Here is a 22,715-nt window from a genome sequence, read left to right as displayed (position 1 = left end):
ATTTAATAAAAACTTTTATGCAATATCAAGTAGTATTAAAAAAAATGATAACAGAATTAGATGAGGAGGTTCAGTATTATTTAGATACAGAAAATAATTTTTTAAATTTAAATCAATTATTAGATAAAGAGCTGGAAATTAGTTTTGAAGGCTATCAATGTTTATGTTGCGGAAAAGAAAAAAAAATTTTTAGACAAGGTTTTTGTTATGAATGTTTTTATGAAAGTGCTCAGGTAGGTGATTGGATTATGAAGCCCGAATTAAGTACAGCACATAAAGGAATTGAAGATAGAGATTTAGCATATGAAAAAAAAGTTCAATTACAGCCACATGTAGTGTATCTAGCATTGTCTAGTAATGTAAAAGTTGGTGTCACACGAAAAACGCAAGTTCCAACACGTTGGATAGATCAAGGAGCTTCAAAAGCTATAGAAATTGTTGAAGTTCCAAACAGGTATCTAGCTGGGATAACCGAAGTTGCTTTAAAAGACTATGTTTCTGATAAAACCAGTTGGCAAAAAATGCTAAAAAATGAAATTGTTGATGCAGATTTGATAGAGGAACGTGAAAAATTAAAGACGTTTATTCCAGAAGAAGCTAAAAACTATTTTTTAGAAAATAATGGAAAAATAACAGAAATAACCTATCCGGTTTTAACTTTCCCCAAAAAAATCAAATCGTTTAATCTAGAAAAATCACATGTGTATTCAGGAAAGCTAAAAGGAATCAAAGGTCAGTATTTAATTTTTGAAGATGGTACGGTTTTTAATGTTAGAAATAGTGAGGGCTATAAAGTTTTTATCACTATTAAATAGCTAATCTCTTGTATCTTCCCAAACTAAAGTTTTTTGTATTTCAGTAGTAAATGAAGGGCAATTTCCATCTCCATTTCCTGAAATACCACCATCTGGAGCACATACAATTTCGCAATTGCTATTGTACAAATAGTTATATTGATCACAGCAATTACTTGTGATGTAATAATACGTTTTATCATCAACTTTCCACTTCCATATTTGCGTGGTAGGGTTGTTAACTTCATTAGCTAGTATTGAAACAATTTTAGTCTTAATACAATAAGGTAAATCCATTTCAATATCTGATGATCTGCAATTACTTAAAAATAATACTACACAAATTATGGCGGTTTGTATAAACTTATTTTTCATCCATTTTTTAAATTTAGGAGTAAATGTTTCTTTTTAGGGATGGTTGTTACCATTTACTTTATGTTTCATTTACACTTTTAGATCAATTTTATTTAAAATTGTTACCCTTTGTGAAATAAAATTCAAAAAGTATGCCAATTTTTTGTTTAATCTATTAGTTTAATTTCTTCGCCACTAGCTAATTTAAACCTCTTTTTAAATAAATAAACAATCAAATATAAAATTGGAGTATCTAATAAAGCAATAATAATTTTAAAAAGAAATCCACTAATTAAAAGAGTAGGGAATAAACTCCAAGGTAAAACTTTAAAAATACATAATAAAGAAACTACCGTAAATGTATCTATAAATTGAGAAGAAAAAGTCGAAAAGTTATTGCGTAACCATAAATGTTTACCTTTTGTTTTCCTTTTCCAAAAATGAAAAATCCTAATATCAATAAATTGAGCAAATAAGTAGGCTAACATTGATGCTAGTACAGCAATGGGTGATAAACCAAAAACTTTGGTGAAAGTTTCATTGTTTATTGGTGAGTTTTCAATAGCAGGTGTATAATTGGCAATAAGTATTATACTCATAGAAAACAAAGAAGCAAAAATACCAGCAATTACAATTTGATTGGCCTTTTTTTTACCATATATTTCAGAAATAATATCAGTAATTAAAAAAGTGATTGGATAAGGTAAAATACCCACAGAAAGTTCAAACCTAAACCATCCAAAAGGATTCCAATAAAAGAATTTTTGAAAAATTAAATTAGAAGCAACCAATGCCGCAATAAACATGGAGCCTAAAATTAAATAAATTGTAAAAGCTTCAGATTTTAGTTTTTGATTCATTTGTAGTGAGTTGTGACGAATATAGTAAAATATTGTTATTTTTGTGCTTTCAAATACATAAAGAACACAAAATGAAAGCATATATTTTTCCAGGTCAAGGAGCGCAATTTACAGGAATGGGGTTAGATTTATATGAAAATTCCCTTTTAGCTCAAGGTCTTTTCGAACAAGCTAATCAAATTTTAGGTTTTCCTATTACAGATATTATGTTTGAAGGAACTGCCGAACAATTAAAAGAAACAAAGGTAACTCAACCAGCTATTTTTTTACATTCAGTAATATTAGCCAAAACATTAGGAGCTAATTTTAAACCAGAAATGGTAGCAGGACATTCCTTAGGAGAATTTTCAGCATTGGTAGCTAATGGTGTACTATCTTTTGAAGATGGATTAAAGTTAGTTTCAAAAAGAGCCATGGCTATGCAAAAAGCTTGTGAAGCTCAAGAATCAACAATGGCTGCAGTTTTAGGGTTAGAAGATGTTGTAGTAGAAGAAATTTGTGAAAACATTGATGGGGTTGTGGTGGCTGCTAATTATAACTGCCCAGGTCAATTAGTGATTTCTGGTGAAACTTCAGCAATAGATAAAGCTTGTGAGGTATTAAAAGGAAAAGGTGCAAAAAGAGCATTAAAACTGCCAGTTGGAGGAGCTTTTCATTCACCTTTAATGGAGCCAGCACGTGAGGAGTTGGCAGCAGCAATTAACAATACAACTTTTAATGAACCAATATGTCCAGTGTACCAAAATGTTGTAGCTAAAGCTGTTGATAATGCTGATGAAATTAAAGAAAATTTAATAGCTCAATTAACTGCTCCAGTTAGATGGACACAAACAATTCAACAAATGATTGCTGATGGAGGAACCGAATTTATTGAAGTGGGGCCTGGTAAAGTTTTACAGGGGTTGATGAGAAAAATTGATAGAAATGTTGCTACAAGTGGAGTCGTAGTTTAATTTCAATTATACAATAAAAAGCACGTTTGTTTATGTATAAACGAACATGCTTTTTTTTATTGACTTATATTTTTTATTCTTATAAAGTTTCTTGCCATTTCCAAGCAGAAAGTAATGCGTCTTCGATATTTAATTGAGCTTTCCAACCTAATTCATCATTAGCAAAAGTTGTGTTGGCATATGCAGCGGTGATATCACCTTCTCTTCGTTCAACCAATTTATAATTCACTTTTTGACCTGTAACTTTTTCAAAAGCCTGAATGACTTCTAAAACAGAATTTCCTTTGCCAGTTCCTAAATTAAAAACTTCGAATTGTTTTTTATGATGGTTATTTAGAAGCCTTTTTAAAGCAATTATATGTGCTTTTGCTAAGTCAACTACATGAATATAATCTCTGACAGCTGTTCCGTCTGAAGTTGGGTAATCACTACCAAAAATAGACAATTCTTTGCGTATGCCAGCTGCGGTTTGAACCACAAAAGGAATTAAGTTTTGAGGAACACCAATAGGGAGTTCTCCTATTTTTGCAGATTCATGGGCACCAATAGGATTAAAATAACGGAGTGCTATGGCTTTAATCTCCGAGATTTTAGTAGTGTCTTTTATAATTTCTTCACCTATTTGCTTTGTATTTCCATAAGGAGATTCAGCAGGTTTTATAGGCGCATTTTCAGTAATAGGTAGTTCATCAGCTTGGCCGTAAACGGTACACGAAGAACTGAAAATAAAATTATCTACATTGTTAGCTTTCATTTCTTGTAGTAAATACACTAAAGAGCCTATATTATTCTCGTAATATTCCAACGGTTTTTCAACACTTTCTCCAACAGCTTTTGAAGCAGCAAAATGTATAACACCATCAACTTTATTAGTTGCAAAGAAGTTTTTTACTGCTGGTTTATTTTTTAAATCTATATTAAAGTATTTAGGTTTAATTTTAGTAATTGAGGTGATTTTATCTAATACTTCAATATTTGAATTAGATAAGTTATCTATAATTAAAACCTCGAAACCTTCATTTTGTAGTTCAACTACGGTATGAGATCCAATATATCCAAGACCTCCAGTTACAAGTATATTTTTCATTTGGTTACAATTTTTCGGCCAACAGATTCGTAGTGAAAGCCATTTATTTTCATTACTTCCATATCAAAAATATTCCTTCCATCAAAAATGACCGGTTGTTTCATTAATTTTTTCATTTTATCAAAATCAGGAGAATAAAATTCTCTCCATTCAGTGTTAATTAACAAGCAATCTACATCTTTTAAAACATCGTAAGCATTGTTGCAAAATGTTATTTTATCGCCATAAATACGTTTCATATTTGGCATAGCTTCTGGATCGTATGCTGTAATTTCAATTCCTTCTAATAATAATTCATTAATCACATCAATAGCAGGTGCTTCTCTAATGTCATCTGTATTTGGTTTAAAAGCCAAGCCCCAGATTCCAACTTTTTTAGATGAAATATGATTGTTAAAGTATTTTTTAAATTTAGGAATCAAAGATTTTTTTTGAGATTGATTGACATTTAAAACGGATTTCAGAATTTGAAAATTATACCCAGCAGTATCACTTGAATGTACTAAAGCATTTACATCTTTAGGAAAACAAGATCCTCCAAAACCTATACCTGGAAATAAAAATTTATTTCCAATACGAGAATCTGATCCAATACCTTTTCTAACATCATCAACATTTGCTCCAATAATTTCACACAAATTAGCAACTTCATTCATAAAAGTGATTTTGGTTGCTAAAAAAGTATTGGCAGCGTATTTTGTTAGTTCAGCAGATTTTTCATCCATCACAATAACAGGACGTTTAAGGGTAATAAAAGGACTGTATAATTTATTAAGGATATCGATTGCTTTCTTACTTTTAGTTCCTATAATAATCCGTTCTGGAGTCATAAAATCTTGAACCGCAAAACCTTCACGCAAAAATTCAGGATTTGAAATAACATCAAATGCTACGGAAGTTTTACGTTTAATTATGTTTTTTACAATTTCAGAAGTTCCAACAGGAACGGTGCTTTTATTTATAATTATTTTATAATCTGTAATTAAATCACCTAATTCATGCGCTACTGATTCAACATATTTTAAATCTGCTGAACCGTCTTCATCTTGTGGAGTAGGCAATGCTAAAAAAATGATTTGTGACTTGTTTAAAGCAGTTTTTAAATGCGTAGTAAAATGCAATCTATTAGCTTTGATATTTTTAAGAAAAAGCTCTTCTAAATTAGGTTCAAAAATAGGAACTTTTCCATTTTTCATTTGTGCAACTTTAGCTTCATCTATGTCAACACAAATTACATTATTCCCAACTTCAGCTAAGCATGTTCCTGTTACTAAACCTACATATCCGGTTCCTATTACTGCGATATTCATTATTTATTGATAAAATTTATGATTGTTTGTGTAATAAACTCAATTTGATTGTTTGAAAGTTCTGTATGCATTGGTAATGATAAAACTGTTTCAACAAGTTGGTTGGTTACTTTAAAATCATTTTCTTGATATCTTTTATCAGTATACGCTTTTTGGCTATGTAAAGGTACTGGATAATAAATAGCATTTGGAATCCCTTTTTCTAATAAGTGTTTGTGTAAATCATTTCTGTCCACATTTTTAACTTGTAACGTATATTGGTGAAATACATGGCAATCACAGTTTTCACAAATGGAAGGCGTAATGATATTTTCTTCATTAGAAAATGCAGCATTATATTTTATAGCTGCATTTAAGCGTACTGCGTTGTATTCATCTAAATGTTGAAGTTTGATACGAAGTATGGCTGCTTGAATACTATCTAATCTTGAATTTACTCCCACAACATCATGGTAATATCGTTCATACATACCATGGTTTACCATACCTCTTAATGTATGGGCTAATTCATCATCGTTGGTAAAAATAGCTCCACCATCTCCATAACACCCTAAATTTTTTGAAGGGAAAAAAGAAGTGGTTCCGACATTTCCAATAGTTCCAACTTTTTGTTTGCTACCATCTTTATAGGTGTAATTTGCTCCTATTGCTTGAGCGGTGTCTTCAATAACATACAAATTATGCTCTTTTGCAATTTCTAAAATAGCTTCCATGTTGGCTGCTTTACCAAAAAGATGAACTGGAACAATTGCCTTAGTTTTTGGTGTAATAGCTTTTTTTATGGCCTCAATTGAGATGTTAAAATTTATAGGATCAACATCTACTAATACGGGTGTTAGATGTAGTAAAGCAATGACTTCAACAGTAGCAGCAAAAGTAAAATCGGCCGTTATAACTTCATCTCCGGGTTGTAAGCCTAAACCCATCATTGCTACTTGTAAAGCATCTGTACCATTGGCACAAGGAATTACGTGTTTAACACCTAAATAGTCTTCTAATTCTTTTTGAAAGTTATGGACTTCAGGTCCATTAATATAAGCTGTTGATTTTACAACTTCTAGTATTTTTGAATCAATTTGATTTTGAATTTTATTGTATTGCCCTTTAAGGTCAACCATTTGAATTTTTTCCATGGTAAGTAATTAAGTATTGAAACAAAAGTACAATAAAAGCATTTCCAATCCAATGATAAATAAAGATATATGCTACAACGTTTTATTCAAATAAATCAGAAGATAAATAGCGGTCTCCACGGTCGCAAATTACAGAAACAATAAGCCCTTTTTCTATTGTTTCAGCAACTTTTAAAGCTGTTGCTACTGAACCGCCACTACTCATTCCTGCAAAAACACCTTCTTCTTTGGCTAAAAGTTTTGTTATTTTACGAGCTTCTTTTTCACTAACATCATAAATTGCATCAACCTTTTTTGGATTGAAGATTTTAGGTAAAAACTCGGGCGACCATTTTCTAATACCTGGAATTTTAGAGTTATCTGTTGGTTGTGCCCCGATAATTTGAATATTTTTATTTTTCTCTTTTAAAAAAGAAGAAGTTCCCATGATGGTTCCTGTGGTTCCCATGGCAGATACAAAGTGCGTAATTTTTCCATTAGTATCATTCCAAATTTCTGGTCCAGTAGTTTTATAATGTGCCATCCAATTGTCATCATTAGCAAATTGATTAAGCATAATATATCCTTTTTCTTGAACCATTTTATCAGCATAAGCTCTTGAGCCTTCAATTCCAATATCTGAAGGTGTTAACGTTACTTTTGCACCATAAGCTCTCATAGTTTGCACGCGTTCTTTGGTTGAATTTTCTGGCATAACAAGTTCTATTTGAATATTAAATTGTTTGGCTATCATTGCTAATGCGATTCCAGTATTTCCACTAGTAGCTTCAATTAAATAATCACCTTCTTTTATCTCTTTTCTTTTAAAGGCCTCATTTATCATGTTAAAAGCAGGTCTGTCTTTTACACTTCCCCCAGGATTATTTCCTTCTAATTTTAAATATAAAGATACACCTGGTTTGGTTAAAATTCGGTTAGCTTTTATGAGGGGAGTATTTCCAATAAAATCAATTAAAGTATTATTTAACATTATTTTTTGGTTTTTAATTTTGTTTCTGGATTATGATATACTAATGAGTTTTTAGGTATTGAAGTTGTAATCCATACATTTCCTCCAATTATTGAATTTTCACCAATAATGGTTTCTCCACCTAATATAGTAGCATTTGCATATATGGTAACATTATTTTCTACTGTTGGATGTCTTTTTTTTCCTTCTAAATCTTTAGAAACTTGTAGGGCTCCTAAAGTAACTCCTTGATATATTTTTACATAGTTTTTTATAATACAAGTTTCTCCAATAACGGTACCAGTTGCGTGGTCGATGAAAAAATGCTTCCCAATGGTAGCTCCTGGGTGAATATCTGTTCCTGTTTTGCTATGCGCATATTCACTCATTAATCTTGGAATTAAAGGGATTTTCAATAAATAAAGTTCATGACTGAAACGATAAATTGCAATTGCAAAAAAACCAGGGTAAGCTAAGTAAACCTCTTCTATATTGTTAGAAGCAGGATCGTTATTTACCAACTCTTGAGCATCTAAATTGAGGTCTTCTAAAATATCGGGTAATTTGGATAAGAATTTATCCCAAATTAAATTTCCAGAGCATTCTTTAGTTTTACAGGCAAGCTTATAAATTTCATCAAAATCAACTTTTAGTTGTTCTATGTTTTTTGCTACACAAGCATTGGCATCAAATAAGGTGTAAAATAAATTAGTAGTAAAAATTTCAGTTTTATATTTTAGAGTAAAATCTAAATGTGGTTTATTTTTACTAGAGGTAATTTTATGAATTATACTTTCTTTAGCGGTCATAACTTAGAAGCTTTTGTAGTTGGTCATTGTTTAATTTAATTAATTACCAACGTGTATTAAATATATTCTTCAATTTAAAAATGAAAACGGGTTATTTTTAAAAGTTTAGATTAAAATCTAAGATGTAAAATTACAAAAAAATACCTCCTGAATTTTAAGAAAATTAGGAGGTATTTTAATGGTTATAGTTGGTTTAAATAATGGTTGATTGCCCTAAATCTATATTGTTTTTATTGTAAAAAGTATTTTCATCATCTAATATAAAATCTCTTAAAAAGTTTCCAACATTGGTAGTTGAAAAGTGATTGGTTGAATTTAAATCTGGTGTAGAAATATTTAATTCTATAGATTTTTCTACTGCAGATCTTACATTTTCAGCTTCATCATACAATTCAAAATGATCTAATAACATAGCTGCTGATAATACGGCAGCTAATGGATTGGCAATGTTTTTTCCTTTAGCTTGTGGATAAGAACCATGAATAGGTTCAAACATGGCAGCATGCTTGCCAATAGAAGCCGATGCTAATAAACCTATGGATCCAGAAATAACACTTGCTTCATCAGATAAAATATCACCAAACATATTTTCAGTTAAAATAACATCAAATTGAGTTGGATTTAAGATGATTTGCATGGCAGCATTGTCTACAAATAAGAACTCTAATTTTACATCTGAATATTCTTTGGAGATTTCAGTGACTCTTTTCCTCCATAACCTTGAAGATTCTAATACATTTGCTTTGTCTACCAATGTTAGTTTTTTTCTTCTAACTTGAGCTGCTTTAAACGCTAAATGGGAAATTCTATCAATTTCTTCAGCAGTGTAGGTACATAAATCTGAAGCAATAGTACCATCTTCACTTAATTTTTTTTCTCCAAAATAAATACCGCTTGTAAGTTCACGATAAATAACAAAGTCTGTACCTTTTATAACCTCTTCTTTTAGGTTAGATTTATGAATTAAAGAATCATAGGTGTTTAAAGGTCTTATATTTGCAAAAAGACCTAAACTTTTTCTTAGTTTTAACAAGCCTTGTTCTGGGCGTACTTTAGCGCTTGGATTGTTATCATATTTTGGATCTCCAATAGCACCAAACAAAATTGCATTAGAATCTGCACAAATTTTTAAAGTTTCATCAGGTAACGGGTTTCCAGTTTCGTCGATTGCTATTGCTCCAACGACAGCTTTTTCATACTCAAAAGTATGGTTGTATTTATCAGCAATTGCATTTAATACTTTTATTGCTTGTTGTGTAACTTCAGGACCAATTCCATCACCTGAAAGTACCGCTATTTTTAATTTCATATAGTTGTTCTTTTTGCCTCGTAGGCTTCAATTTTGTCTTTTATGCTTACTAAATAATCAATATCATCATATCCGTTTTGCAAGCATAATTTTTTATAAGGATTGATGTCAAATTTTTCAAAATATTCTGTTTCTTCGACAGAAATAAGTTGATTTTCTAAATCAACTAAAATTAATGTTTTTGGATCATTTTTCACAGTTTTAAGCAATTTTTGTAAAAACTTTTCAGATACTTGTACTGGTAATATTCCATTATTAAGAGCATTTCCTTTAAAAATATCAGCAAAAAAACTAGAAACTACAATTTTAAAACCGTAGTCATGTATAGCCCAAGCTGCATGTTCTCTACTTGATCCACAACCAAAATTACTACCTGCAATTAAAATTTTTCCAAAATAGGCATCATTGTTTAAAATAAAATCATCATTAACTGAGCCGTCTTTATGAAAACGCCAGTCTCTAAAAAGATTTTTTCCAAATCCATCTCTATTAGTTGCTTTTAAAAAACGAGCTGGAATTATTTGATCTGTATCTATATTTTCAACAGACAATGGTACTGCTGTTGATATAATTTTATTAAATTTTGACATGCTAATTAGTTTTTGAAATATCAACAATTCTACCTTCCACCGCAACTGAAGCGGCAACTAATGGGCTTGCTAATAAAGTTCTTGATCCTTGTCCTTGGCGTCCTTCAAAGTTTCTATTTGAAGTTGAAACACAATATTCTCCTTCAGGAATTTTATCATCATTCATAGCTAAACAAGCTGAACAACCCGGCTGTCGTAATTCAAAACCAGCGTTTTCAAAAATATCTTGTAATCCTTCTTCTTTAATTTGTTTTGCAACAAGTTGTGAGCCTGGAACAATTAAGGCTTGTACGTTTTTTGCTTTTTGTTTGCCTTTTATATAGTTGGCGGCAACTCTAAAATCTTCAATTCTAGAATTGGTACAACTACCAATAAATACATAATTAATAGGTTTGTTAATTAGAGAATCTCCTTTTTCAAAGCCCATATATAACAACGATTTTTCAAAGGAATCATTTTTAGTTGAAGGAATAGTTTCGGTTATTTTAATTCCCATTCCAGGATTAGTCCCATAGGTAATCATTGGAGCTATATCTTCAGCATCAAAAGAGTATTCGGCATCAAAAACAGCATTTTTATCAGTTTTTAAACTTTCCCAGTATTGAATTTTGTTTTTAAGTTCTTCATCTTTTGGAGAAAATTTACGTCCTATAATATACTTGTAAGTAGTTTCGTCAGGAGCAATCATACCTCCACGAGCCCCCATTTCAATACTCATATTACAGACAGTCATTCTACCTTCCATAGTCATATTTTCAAATACATCGCCTGCGTATTCTATAAAATAACCTGTGCCTGAGTTGGTTCCTAATTTTGCAATAATATATAAAATAACATCTTTTGGTAATACTCCATTAGCTAAGCTTCCATTAACAGAAATACGCATGGTTTTAGGTTTTTCTGTAATTACACATTGGCTTGCAAAAACCTGTGCTACTTGACTTGTTCCTATCCCAAAAGCAATGGTGCCAAAAGCTCCATGGGTTGAGGTATGACTATCGCCACAAACCATTGTCATTCCAGGTTGAGTAATTCCTAATTCAGGAGCAATTACATGTACGATGCCATTATATTTATGACCCAAACCATAAAGTTCGATATTATTTTTTTTACAATTTTCAGACAATTGTTCTAATTGATTTTTAGATAGCAAATCTTTTACTGGTAAATGTTGATCTTTGGTTGGTGTATTATGATCTGCTGTAGCAACAATTTGTTTTGGTCTAAAAAGTGAAATATTTCTATTCTCTAATTCTTTAAATGCTTGAGGACTTGTTACCTCATGTATTAAGTGTTTATCTATATATAATACCTGAGGTCCGTTTTCAATAGTGGTTACAATGTGTTGATCCCAAACTTTGTCAAAAAGTGTTTTACCCATACTTTATTAGTTCAATTTAAATGTGGATACTTGTTTGTGAAATGTGGTTTAACTCCATTAAATGATGAATATCTTCATCATTAACTTCTTTATGGTGATCTGCAAATTTTAAAAATTGTGGATACACGTCATCTAGTTCAATTTTAGTTAAGTTATAACCTACATTTTTAGCGCGGTATGCTAATGCCGCTCTTCCACTTCTGGCTGTTAAAACTATAGAAGATTCAGTAACTCCAACATCAGCTGGGTCAATTATTTCATACGTTTCACGATTTTTAATTACACCATCTTGATGTATTCCAGAGCTGTGTGCAAAAGCATTTTCTCCAACAATAGCTTTATTTGGTTGAACAATCATTCCCATGCTATCTTGAACAAGTTTACTGGTATTGTACAGCAATTTGGTATTTATACTAGTATCTAAATTTAAGTATGGATGTTGTTTTAAAATCATTACAACTTCTTCTAAAGAAGTATTTCCAGCACGTTCTCCAATTCCATTAATAGTACATTCAATTTGCCTAGCTCCATTTTGTACACCAGCAATGGCGTTAGCTGTTGCCAAACCTAAATCGTTATGACAATGGCATGAAAGAATTACTTTGTCAATTCCTTTAACATTTTCTTTCAAGTATTTAATTTTAGCACCATATTCATCAGGTAAACAATAGCCTGTTGTATCAGGAATATTTAAAACAGTGGCACCAGCTTTAATTACTTGTTCTAAAACACGAGCTAAATACTCATTATCGGTTCTCCCAGCATCTTCAGCATAAAATTCAACATCTTCTACAAATTTTTTTGCATAGGCAACAGCTTCATAAGCACGTTCTATTATTTTTTCTTGTGTTGAATTGAATTTATGAATTATATGAGAATCAGAAGTTCCAATACCTGTATGAATTCTAGGTCTTCTGGCTAGTTTGAGCGCATCAGCAGCTACTTCAATATCTTTTTTGTTAGCACGTGTGAGGCCGCAAACAGTTGCATTTTTTATTAATTTTGAAATTTCTTCTACTGAATTAAAATCACCAGGACTTGAAATTGGAAACCCAGCTTCAATTACATCAACACCTAAAAGATCAAGTCTTTCCGCAATCACTAATTTTTGTTCAGTATTTAACTTACAACCAGGCACTTGTTCGCCATCTCTTAAGGTTGTATCAAAAATTTGAACCTTGTTTTTACTCATTTCTGATTTTTTTTTATCACATTTGGTACGTCAAAAATAGGAGTATATGCTGTTAGTAAATTTTTATTAAATTATGAGTTTACTATATTCAAACAAAAAATGAATTTTATAAATACTTAAAATTCAATAAGATAAAAATAAATTAGTTACAATGGCTATTGAGCAAAAAGATGCACTTTTTTCGTTGGTTAAGTCGCTTTCAAAATCTGAAAAAAGACAGTTTAAACTTTATGTGGGAAGATTAGGAGGGAATTCTGAAGCCAATTTTATGTCTTTATTTAATTTGTTAGATAAGGTTTTAACTTATGATGATGAATTAATTTTAAAAAAAACAAATATTAAAAAACAGCAAATTTCCAATACTAAAGCTCATTTGTATAAACAAATTTTAGTTAGCTTACGTTTTAACCCTGTACATCAAAATGTAAGATCTCAAATTAGAGAACAATTTGATTTTGCTGCGATATTATATAATAAAGGATTGTATAAGCAGAGTTTGAAAATTTTAGATAAAGCTAAGGAATTGGCTTTAAGTAATGATGAAAATAATTTAGCATATGAAATTGTGGAGTTTGAAAAGGTAATTGAGTCTCAATACATCACTAGAAGTATGAATAACAGAGCCGATGAACTTTCTGAACAAGCAAAAAGTCTTAGTTTAAAGAATGTTAGGTTAAGTAAACTTTCAAATTTATCACTTCAATTATACAGCTTATTGCTAAAAGAAGGGTATGTTAAAAGTGATGAAGATTCTACAGCAGTACATGCTTATTTTGAAAAAAGATTGCCAAAATTTAAACTTTCAGATTTAGGTTTTAAAGAAAAATTGTTTTTATATAAAGCTTATTTATGGCACAGTTTTATATTGCAAGACTTTTTGTTAAGCTATAAATACTCTCAAAAATGGGTTGATTTATTTATGGAGAAACCAGAAATGAAAATTCAAAATCCAGTTTTTTATTTAAAGGGAGTTAATTATTTATTAGAATCACTGTATTTAATAAAACACAGAACAAAATTTAATGAAGTACTTCAAAATTTAAATTACGATATTGAAAATCAGCTTATTTCATTAAATGAAAACACACAAACATTGGCTTTTTTGTACTTCAATCAAAATAAACTTAACTTATATTTTTTAGAAGGAAAATTTTCAGAAGGTTTAAGTTTCGTTTCAAACTTATTGGATAGCATTTCAGATTTTGAAACTAAAATTGATGCGCATCATATTATGGTATTTTATTATAAAATAGCGTGTATGTATTTTGGCGCAGGTAAAAATGAAGAGTGCATTTATTATTTAGAAAAAATTATAAATAACAGAGATTTGAAAATGCGAGAAGATTTATTATGTTTTTCTAGAGTATTAAATTTAGTAGCACATTACGATGCTGGAATGGATTACAATATTGAAAAGCTAATTGTATCAACCTATAAGTTTTTAATAAAAATGAATGATTTACACGAAGTACAACACAAAATGATATCGTTTTTAAAAAATTTAAGCAATACATATCCTCAAGATTTAAAAAAGGCATTTATAAATTTGCATAGTGAATTAAAGATGTTTGAAGAGCATCCTTATGAAAAAAGAGCTTTTTTATATTTAGACATATTGTCTTGGTTAGAGAGTAAAATTCAGCATAAAACCGTTGAAGAAATTATTCAAGAAAAAGCCCAAAAGCTATTGAAGTAAGAATTTATAAGAGAAAATATTTTTTTTATAAAATAAAAATTACATATTTGCATCAATAAAATGAAACAAGTCATTATCAATATCATTTCTATCTCAATTTCTGTGATTATTCCACAGAAACGTTAGGATTGTTATTGTAGTTAATAAAATTATAAAACCTTCCTAACTTTTTAGGAAGGTTTTTTTTTAAGTTTAGTTTATGAATAAAAAAGGAACAAGCATTATTATTTTAATTCAAGTCATTATTATTTGTTTAATAAGTTGATGCATGTTGTTAATAAATAAAATTAAAACCTGTATCACTAAACGATACAGGTTTTTTTATTCTATAATCATTGTAAAATAAATTACGTTAACTATCAGTAAAACAATAGGGTATGTGTAATTATGAGTAAATGACTATTGTAAATTTTTTAAAAGAAAAATGAATATAAAAATTACCTAAATTAAATTTGCTGCTTATTACAGAATAGATAGTAAAAATTAGGTTGTTTTTAGAATAATTTAATAAAATATAAAAAAGAATAAAATTAATGCAATTAAATAAGTACAGTAAAAGAGTTACACAAGATCCTACACAGCCAGCAGCACAAGCTATGCTGTATGGTGTTGGTTTGACTGATGCAGATATGAAAAAGCCTCAAATTGGAATTGCAAGTACTGGATATGATGGAAATCCTTGCAATATGCATTTGAATGGTTTGGCTAGTAAAATTAAGGAAGAGGTTAATAAAAATAATGAAGTTGGTCTAGTTTTTAATACGATAGGAGTAAGTGATGGAATTTCTATGGGTACCTCTGGAATGAATTATTCATTACCATCAAGAGATATTATAGCCGACTCTATAGAAGTAGTCATGAATGCACAAAGCTATGATGGTTTGGTAACTGTAGTAGGCTGTGATAAAAATATGCCAGGAGCTATTATGGCAATGCTTCGTTTAAACAGGCCATCATTAATGGTTTATGGTGGCACCATAGCTTCTGGAAATTATAAAGGAAAAAAGTTAAATATAGTTTCGGCATTTGAAGCTTTGGGTCAAAAAATAGCGGGAAATATTTCAGAAGAAGAATATAAAGAAATAATTAAAAATGCCATACCAGGGGCAGGAGCCTGTGGTGGAATGTATACAGCAAATACCATGGCTTCATCTATTGAGGCCTTAGGGTTTGCATTACCTTACAACTCATCAATTCCTGCTGAAAATCCCTATAAAGAAAATGAAAGTGCTCGTATAGCTACTGCCATTAAAAATTTATTAGAAAAAGATATCAAACCACTAGATATTATCACTAAAAAATCTTTAGAAAATGCTGTAGCGCTAGTAAATGCTTTAGGTGGATCAACCAATGCAGTACTACATTATTTAGCGATAGCTCATGCTGCTGGAATTGAGTTTACTTTAGAAGATTTTCAAAGAGTGAGTGATAGAACTCCTTTAATTGCTGACCTAAAACCTAGTGGAGAATATTTAATGGAAGATGTGCATGGGGTTGGCGGAACTCCAGCAGTTATGAAATATTTATTGGATCAAGGTTATTTGCATGGAGACTGTCTAACTGTTACAGGAAAAACTTTGGCCGAAAACTTAGCAGATGTTGAACCACTATCTTTTGAAGAAGATCAACAAGTAATTCATTCAACAGAAAATGCTCTTAAACCTTCAGGAAATTTGCAAATTTTATTTGGAAATCTAGCAATTGAAGGTGCCGTTGCAAAAATTAGCGGTAAAGAAGGTAATTTATTTGAAGGAAAAGCAGTTGTTTTTGATAGTGAGGATGAGGCTAATACTGGAATAGGGGCTGGAAAAGTTTCAAAAGGAGATGTTGTTGTAATTAGGTATGTAGGACCAAAAGGTGGACCTGGAATGCCTGAGATGTTAAAACCTACTTCTATGATTATGGGAGCAGGATTAGGTAAGTCTGTTGCCTTAATTACAGATGGACGATTTTCAGGAGGGACTCATGGGTTTGTAGTAGGGCATATTACTCCTGAAGCACAATCTGGTGGGAATATTGCATTGATTAAAGATGGAGATGTTATTGTAATTGATGCAACAAGTAAAACAATAAACGTAAAATTAACTGAAGCAGAATTAATAGAAAGAAAAGCTAATTGGAATGCTCCAGAATTAAAACATAAAAAAGGAATACTATATAAATATGCTAAAACCGTTTCTTCAGCTTCAGAAGGTTGTGTAACGGATAAATTTTAAACCTATGGAAACATTAAAAAAAGAAGTTCAAGAACAAAAAACTTCAAAATCAAAAAAAGTTACAGGAGCTGAAGCTGTTATTAAATGTTTGTTGGAAGAAGGAGTAGATTTAGTTTACGGTTATCCAGGAGGGGCAATTATGCCTGTTTATGATGAATTGTATAAATATCAAGATAAACTTCATCATGTATTAACTCGTCATGAACAAGGTGCAACGCATGCGGCACAAGGATTTGCTCGTGTTACAGGTAAACCAGGAATTGTGTTTGCAACCTCTGGACCTGGTGCAACTAATTTAGTAACTGGAATAGCAGATGCTCAAATAGACTCTACACCTATGGTTTGTATTACAGGACAGGTAGCTTCACATTTATTAGGTTCCGATGCTTTTCAAGAAACAGATATTGTAGGAATATCCACTCCAGTTACTAAATGGAATTACCAAATTACTAAAGCTAGTGAAATTCCTGAAATTATAGCAAAAGCATTTTACATAGCAAAATCAGGTAGACCAGGTCCAGTTTTAGTTGATATTACGAAAGATGCACAATTTGGAGAATTGGAATTTTCATATAAAAAATGTGAAAAAATAAGAAGTTACAAGGCCGTTCCATCTATGGAACTACCTAAAGTAAAAGAAGCTGCAGCATTAATTAATGCTGCAAAAAAACCATTTATAGTTTGGGGGCAAGGAGTTATTATTGGTGAAGCGGAACAAGAATTTAAAAATTTTATAGAAAAAACAGGAATCCCTTCAGCTTCTACAGTGTTAGGTCTTTCAGCTTTAGAAACAAAACATCCATTAAATGTTGGAATGGTTGGAATGCATGGAAATTATGCACCAAATGTGTTAACTAACGAATGTGATGTATTAATTGCTATTGGAATGCGTTTTGATGATCGTGTTACAGGTAATTTAAATACTTATGCAAAACAAGCAAAAGTGATACACTTTGAAATTGATCCAGCCGAAGTAGATAAAAATGTGAAAACAGATGTGGCTGTTTTAGGGAATGTGAAAGAGACTCTGTCTAAAATTATGGAATATGTAAATAGCTCTAGCCATACGGAGTGGCTTGGAGAATTTCATAAATTGTATCAAAAGGAATGCGAAGTAGTCATAAATGATCAGTTAACTCCAACTAAAGTAGGGTTAACTATGGGAGAAGTTTTAGGACAAATTAATAAAGAAACCAATGGTGATGCTGTCATTGTTTCTGATGTTGGACAACATCAAATGTTTGCTTGTCGTTATGCCGATTTTATTAAAACAAGAAGTAATGTAACTTCTGGAGGATTGGGAACTATGGGATTTGCATTACCAGCTGCAATTGGCGCAAAAATGGGTGTGCCAAATAGAGAAGTAATAGCAATAATTGGAGATGGAGGTTACCAAATGACCATTCAAGAATTAGGTACAATTCTTCAAACAGAAGCAGCAGTTAAAATAGTAGTTTTAAATAATAGTTTTTTAGGAATGGTTCGTCAATGGCAAGAGTTGTTTTTTGACAAACGTTACGCATCAACAGTAATGAAAAATCCAGACTTCGTGAAAATTGCTGAAGGTTACGGTATTGAAGCCAATAGAGTTTCTGATCGAAAAGAGTTGGCGGGAGCAATTGAAACCATGATTGCCTCAAAAAGCTCTTATTTTTTAGAAGTAGTAATTGAAAAGGAAGATAATGTTTTTCCAATGATACCAACAGGAGCAAGTGTTTCAGATATAAGATTAAGTTAATTATGGAAGAAAATCAAAAATTTACAGTTTCGGTATATACTGAAAACAATATAGGAATATTAAATAGGCTTTCGGCCATCTTTTTAAAACGTCATATCAATATTGAAAGTATGACAGTTTCAAGGTCAGAAATTGACCATGTACACAGATTTACGTTTGTTGTTATTGTTACAAAAGCACAAATAAGTAAAGTGGTTGGTCAGCTTGAAAAACAAATAGAAGTAATTAGGGCTTTTTATCATACAGAAGATGAAATTATTTATCATGAAATCGCCTTATTTAAAATTTCATCAGAACATTTATATAACGAAAAAATTCAAGATAAATTAAAATTTAGAAGAGCGCATATCATAGCAATTACAGAGCGTTATTTTGTAATTGAAGCCTCAGGGTTAAAAGAAGATATTGACAATATGTACGAAAAGCTACGACCTTTTGGCTTGTTACAATTTGTACGCTCGGGTCGAATAGCAATTACACGACCTAAAATGGCAATTTCAGAATTATTACAAGAAATTAATTAAAAGAATAAACAAAAATAAAAAATGGTAAATTATTTTAATACACTTTCATTAAGAGATAAATTAGATCAATTAGGAAGATGTAGATTTATGGAATCATCTGAGTTTAGTGAAGGTGTTACCGCTTTAAAAGGAAAAAAAATAGTAATTGTGGGATGCGGAGCACAAGGTTTAAACCAAGGTCTAAACATGAGAGATTCAGGTTTAGATATTTCATATGCACTACGATCGCAAGCAATTTCTGAAAAACGTCCTTCCTACCAAAATGCAACGCAAAATAACTTTAAGGTAGGAACGTATGAAGAGCTAATTCCAGCAGCAGATTTAGTATTGAATTTAACACCTGATAAACAACATACAAACGTTGTAAATACAGTAATGCCTTTAATGAAAAAAGGAGCTACTTTATCTTACTCGCACGGATTTAATATTGTTGAAGAAGGAATGCAAATTCGCAATGATATTACTGTAATTATGGTTGCTCCAAAATGCCCTGGCTCAGAAGTTAGAGAAGAGTATAAAAGAGGCTTTGGAGTACCAACGCTGATTGCTGTTCACCCTGAAAATGACCCTGAAGGGAAAGGTTGGGATTATGCAAAAGCTTATGCGGTAGCAACTGGAGGAGATAGAGCAGGTGTATTGGAATCTTCATTTGTGGCTGAGGTAAAATCAGATTTAATGGGAGAACAAACCATTTTATGTGGATTATTACAAACAGGTTCAATTCTTTGTTTTGATAAAATGTTGGATGAAGGTGTTGATGCGGGGTATGCTTCAAAATTAATTCAGTATGGTTGGGAAACAATTACTGAGGCTTTAAAACATGGTGGAATTACGAATATGATGGATAGATTGTCTAATCCAGCTAAAATTGCTGCGTTTAAAGTTTCAGAAGAGTTAAAAGAGATCATGCGTCCATTATTTCAAAAACATATGGATGATATTATGAGCGGTTACTTTTCAAAAACAATGATGGAAGACTGGGCAAATGATGATGTAAATTTACTGAAATGGAGAGCTGAAACAGGAGAAACTGCTTTTGAAAAAACGGTGGCTTCTGAAGTTGAAATTTCAGAGCAAGAATATTTTGATAATGGAGTTCTTATGGTTGCTATGGTTAAAGCAGGGGTAGAATTAGCTTTTGAATCAATGACTGAATCAGGAATTATTGAAGAATCTGCTTATTATGAATCGTTGCATGAAACACCATTAATTGCAAATACAATTGCTCGTAAAAAATTGTTTGAAATGAATAGAGTTATTTCAGATACAGCGGAATACGGATGTTATTTATTTGACCACGCTTGTAAGCCTTTAATTGCAGATTATGTTAAAAAGGTATCAAGTAATTTAATTGGAAAACCTTTTAACGAAGGTTCAAATGGTGTAGATAATAAAGAGTTAATTGAAGTGAATGATGCTATTAGAAATCACCCTGTAGAAGAAATAGGAGAGTATCTAAGAGCTTCTATGACTGCAATGACCAAAATTGTTTAATTCTTTAAAGATAAAGCTATTAATGAATACCTCTATAAAAAATAGCATTTCATTAGAAAAAATATACAAAGCACAACAAAATATCAAAGGAGTGGTTCAACATACTCCTTTGGTATTTATGAAAAATTTTTCTGAGCGTTACCAAGCCAATATTTATTTTAAAAGAGAAGACTTGCAAGTTGTACGTTCTTATAAAATTAGAGGTGCATATAATAAAATTCAAGGTTTATCTGAAAAAGAATTAAAAAATGGTATTGTATGCGCAAGTGCGGGAAACCATGCACAAGGAGTAGCATATGCTTGTCAAAAATTACAAGTTCACGGAACTATATTTATGCCAGTTACAACTCCTCATCAAAAAATTGATCAAGTAAAAATGTTTGGAGAATCTTTTGTAGATGTTCGTTTGTATGGTGATAGTTTTGATGATAGTCAAAAAGCAGCTTCGGAATTTTGTAAACAAAATTCGAGTACTTTTGTGCATCCTTTTGATGATTTAGATGTGATTGCAGGACAAGGGACAGTTGGATTAGAAATTTTAAATGATAGTAAAAATCCGATAGATTATGTGTTTATGCCTGTTGGAGGTGGTGGTTTAGCCTCAGGAGTATCTAATGTTTTTAAAGCATTAAGCCCATCTACTCAATTAATTGGAGTAGAACCAAAAGGAGCACCTTCATTAACAACATCAATCAAAAATGGAGTAAATACAACATTAGATGAAATTGATAAGTTTGTTGATGGGGCTGCCGTAAAAAGAATGGGAGACTTCACCTTTGGATTTTGTAAAGAACTGCTTACAGATACCTATACAATTTGTGAAGGACTTATTTGTTCTACCATATTAAAAGTGTACAATGAAAATGCTTTGGTGGTTGAACCTGCTGGAGCACTTTCCATAGCTGCTCTGGAAAACTATAAAGAACAAATTAAAGGGAAAACTGTAGTTTGTGTTGTTAGTGGAGGTAATAACGATATTACCAGAATGGAAGAAATGAAAGAACGAGCTTTATTTTATGAAGGATTAAAGCATTACTTTATTATAAAGTTTCCTCAAAGAGCAGGAGCTTTAAAAGAGTTTGTTGTGGAAGTTTTAGGTCCAAATGATGATATTGCCTATTTTGAATATACCAAAAAACATAATAGAGATAAAGGACCTGCAGTTGTTGGAATTGAATTGGATAAAAAAGAAGACTTTGAGCCTTTGGTAGCAAGAATGAGACAAAAAGGTTTTTTAGGAGAGTACTTAAATGAAAAGCCAGAACTTTTTCAATTTTTAATTTAATAAATAAAAACACTATTGAATTTTATTTTGTTAAAAATCGATAGTGTTTTAACGCTTTTTGTTAAAAATATAACAAAAAGCAATTTTGTAAGATATTTTTATGTAATATTGCCCCAATGAAAATGAACAATATAAATATAACTGTTACAATTCCCCGACGCTTACCGGGAATGTATCGCTGTGCGCGCTAATTCACTTCAATTAGATTATCAGTTTATTATTTTTCATTTATCACTATCATTTTGCAAACCACAATATACATACAAACAAACTTAAATCTGACAATAATTATTTTAGATATTATTGTTGTACGCTTTAGTTTAAGTCGCCGCCCCTTGTGGGCATAATTTCTTTTGAAAACGATGCGCTCGTTTTCCTTTTTTAAAGCATCAATAGTTAATTTTAATTTAAAATAGTAAACAATGAAAGTTGTTATAGCTGATCATTCGCATAGTAAATATGCTGAAATTATTTGTGAAACCATCAAAGAATCTGCCAAGGTTAGAGGTACTGGTATTGCAGAAAGAACACCCGAATATATTATCAAAAAGATAAATAATGGCAATGCAGTTATTGCAATTCATAATAATGAATTTGCAGGGTTTTGTTATATAGAAGTATGGGGTGATAACGAGTTTGTAGTAAACTCAGGTTTAATTGTACATCCAAATTTTAGAAATCAAGGTTTAGCCAAAAAAATAAAAACTAAAATTTTAGAATATTCTAAAGAAAAATTTCCTAAAGCAAAAATATTTGGAATAACCACAGGTTTAGCTGTAATGAAAATTAATTATGAGTTAGGTTATCAGCCTGTAACTTTTTCAGAACTCACTTCTGATGAAGCTTTTTGGAATGGTTGTAAAACTTGTAATAATTATGATGTTTTAATGCGAACTAATAAAAAAATGTGCTTGTGTACAGGAATGTTGTACGATCCAAATCATGAAAAAAATATCAAACATCACGAGTACAATTCTAAAGTATTAAACAGGTTAAAAAAAATTAAGCAATCATTATTGCTGAAAAAAAACAAGAAATAAT

20 protein-coding genes are annotated in these 22,715 nt (G+C 31.0%); 9 read left to right on the top strand and 11 right to left on the bottom strand.

From position 1 onward, the window contains the following. Positions 1–17 precede the first annotated feature (17 nt). Positions 18–815 carry a DUF2797 domain-containing protein gene (locus Q0714_RS06585; RefSeq protein ID WP_298263654.1) on the top strand — a complete coding sequence of 266 codons (798 nt, stop codon included), beginning with the start codon at positions 18–20 and terminating at the stop codon, positions 813–815. Here Q0714_RS06585 and Q0714_RS06580 read toward each other — a convergent pair whose 3' ends face one another. Further along, positions 816–1,169, bottom strand: a complete 354-nt coding sequence (locus Q0714_RS06580) for a hypothetical protein (RefSeq protein WP_298263653.1) — start codon at positions 1,167–1,169, stop codon at positions 816–818. 146 nt (positions 1,170–1,315) lie between these two features. After that, complete coding sequence (locus Q0714_RS06575; RefSeq protein ID WP_298263652.1) at positions 1,316–2,008, bottom strand: queuosine precursor transporter; 693 nt, start codon at positions 2,006–2,008, stop codon at positions 1,316–1,318. A gap of 71 nt (positions 2,009–2,079) precedes the next feature. Between Q0714_RS06575 and fabD the strand changes: the two genes are divergently transcribed. Next, positions 2,080–2,961 (top strand): ACP S-malonyltransferase, encoded by an 882-nt coding sequence (gene fabD / locus Q0714_RS06570; protein ID WP_298263651.1) that lies wholly within the window; start codon positions 2,080–2,082, stop codon positions 2,959–2,961. Between the two features lie 79 nt (positions 2,962–3,040). Here the strand turns inward: fabD and galE are convergent, their stop codons facing one another. The 9 genes from galE to Q0714_RS06525 form a co-directional block, all read right to left on the bottom strand. After that, complete coding sequence (gene galE / locus Q0714_RS06565; RefSeq protein ID WP_298263649.1) at positions 3,041–4,048, bottom strand: UDP-glucose 4-epimerase GalE; 1,008 nt, start codon at positions 4,046–4,048, stop codon at positions 3,041–3,043. Then, positions 4,045–5,358 (bottom strand): UDP-glucose/GDP-mannose dehydrogenase family protein, encoded by a 1,314-nt coding sequence (locus Q0714_RS06560; protein ID WP_298263648.1) that lies wholly within the window; start codon positions 5,356–5,358, stop codon positions 4,045–4,047. Before Q0714_RS06560 ends, galE begins: the two co-directional genes overlap by 4 nt. After that, the gene (locus Q0714_RS06555) at positions 5,358–6,491 is read right to left on the bottom strand and encodes a DegT/DnrJ/EryC1/StrS aminotransferase family protein (protein ID WP_298263647.1); all 1,134 of its coding nucleotides are present in this window, start codon (positions 6,489–6,491) and stop codon (positions 5,358–5,360) included. The genes Q0714_RS06560 and Q0714_RS06555 overlap by 1 nt, the downstream gene beginning before the upstream one ends. 82 nt (positions 6,492–6,573) lie before the next feature. Then, positions 6,574–7,461 (bottom strand): cysteine synthase CysM, encoded by an 888-nt coding sequence (cysM, locus tag Q0714_RS06550; protein WP_298263646.1) that lies wholly within the window; start codon positions 7,459–7,461, stop codon positions 6,574–6,576. Continuing rightward, positions 7,461–8,249: a serine O-acetyltransferase EpsC gene (epsC, locus tag Q0714_RS06545; RefSeq protein ID WP_298263644.1), complete on the bottom strand. Its 789-nt coding sequence runs from the start codon at positions 8,247–8,249 to the stop codon at positions 7,461–7,463. Before epsC ends, cysM begins: the two co-directional genes overlap by 1 nt. A 193-nt stretch (positions 8,250–8,442) precedes the next feature. After that, on the bottom strand, positions 8,443–9,558 hold the full coding sequence (gene leuB / locus Q0714_RS06540) for a 3-isopropylmalate dehydrogenase (RefSeq protein ID WP_298263642.1): 1,116 nt from the start codon (positions 9,556–9,558) through the stop codon (positions 8,443–8,445). Beyond that, positions 9,555–10,148, bottom strand: a complete 594-nt coding sequence (gene leuD / locus Q0714_RS06535) for a 3-isopropylmalate dehydratase small subunit (RefSeq protein ID WP_298263641.1) — start codon at positions 10,146–10,148, stop codon at positions 9,555–9,557. The genes leuB and leuD overlap by 4 nt, the downstream gene beginning before the upstream one ends. Before the next feature lies 1 nt (position 10,149). Then, the gene (gene leuC / locus Q0714_RS06530; RefSeq protein ID WP_298263640.1) at positions 10,150–11,529 is read right to left on the bottom strand and encodes a 3-isopropylmalate dehydratase large subunit; all 1,380 of its coding nucleotides are present in this window, start codon (positions 11,527–11,529) and stop codon (positions 10,150–10,152) included. 16 nt (positions 11,530–11,545) lie between these two features. After that, positions 11,546–12,721: a 2-isopropylmalate synthase gene (locus Q0714_RS06525; RefSeq protein WP_298263639.1), complete on the bottom strand. Its 1,176-nt coding sequence runs from the start codon at positions 12,719–12,721 to the stop codon at positions 11,546–11,548. Between the two features lie 151 nt (positions 12,722–12,872). Between Q0714_RS06525 and Q0714_RS06520 the strand changes: the two genes are divergently transcribed. The 7 genes from Q0714_RS06520 to Q0714_RS06490 all read left to right on the top strand — a co-directional run bounded on the left by Q0714_RS06520 (position 12,873) and on the right by Q0714_RS06490 (position 22,714). Further along, entirely contained in the window at positions 12,873–14,417 is a 1,545-nt protein-coding gene (locus Q0714_RS06520; RefSeq protein ID WP_298263638.1) for a hypothetical protein, read from the top strand. 533 nt (positions 14,418–14,950) lie between these two features. Then, on the top strand, positions 14,951–16,633 hold the full coding sequence (gene ilvD / locus Q0714_RS06515) for a dihydroxy-acid dehydratase (RefSeq protein ID WP_298263637.1): 1,683 nt from the start codon (positions 14,951–14,953) through the stop codon (positions 16,631–16,633). A gap of 4 nt (positions 16,634–16,637) precedes the next feature. Continuing rightward, positions 16,638–18,371: a biosynthetic-type acetolactate synthase large subunit gene (gene ilvB, locus Q0714_RS06510; protein ID WP_298263636.1), complete on the top strand. Its 1,734-nt coding sequence runs from the start codon at positions 16,638–16,640 to the stop codon at positions 18,369–18,371. Positions 18,372–18,373: 2 nt separating this feature from the next. Beyond that, a complete protein-coding gene (gene ilvN, locus Q0714_RS06505) occupies positions 18,374–18,895 on the top strand; it encodes an acetolactate synthase small subunit (protein ID WP_298263634.1) in 522 nt (173 codons plus the stop codon). A gap of 21 nt (positions 18,896–18,916) precedes the next feature. Next, positions 18,917–20,389, top strand: coding sequence for a ketol-acid reductoisomerase (gene ilvC, locus Q0714_RS06500; RefSeq protein WP_298263633.1), 1,473 nt, complete (start codon positions 18,917–18,919; stop codon positions 20,387–20,389). Between the two features lie 22 nt (positions 20,390–20,411). After that, positions 20,412–21,674 carry a threonine ammonia-lyase IlvA gene (gene ilvA / locus Q0714_RS06495; RefSeq protein WP_298263632.1) on the top strand — a complete coding sequence of 421 codons (1,263 nt, stop codon included), beginning with the start codon at positions 20,412–20,414 and terminating at the stop codon, positions 21,672–21,674. A 422-nt stretch (positions 21,675–22,096) separates the two neighbouring features. Beyond that, a complete protein-coding gene (locus Q0714_RS06490) occupies positions 22,097–22,714 on the top strand; it encodes a GNAT family N-acetyltransferase (protein WP_298263630.1) in 618 nt (205 codons plus the stop codon). Position 22,715: the final 1 nt, after the last annotated feature.

Source organism: uncultured Lutibacter sp. (assembly GCF_947493565.1).
GTDB lineage: Bacteria > Bacteroidota > Bacteroidia > Flavobacteriales > Flavobacteriaceae > Lutibacter > Lutibacter aestuarii.
Note: the sequence above shows the minus strand (reverse complement) of the source record. Positions and strands in the feature narration are given on the sequence as shown.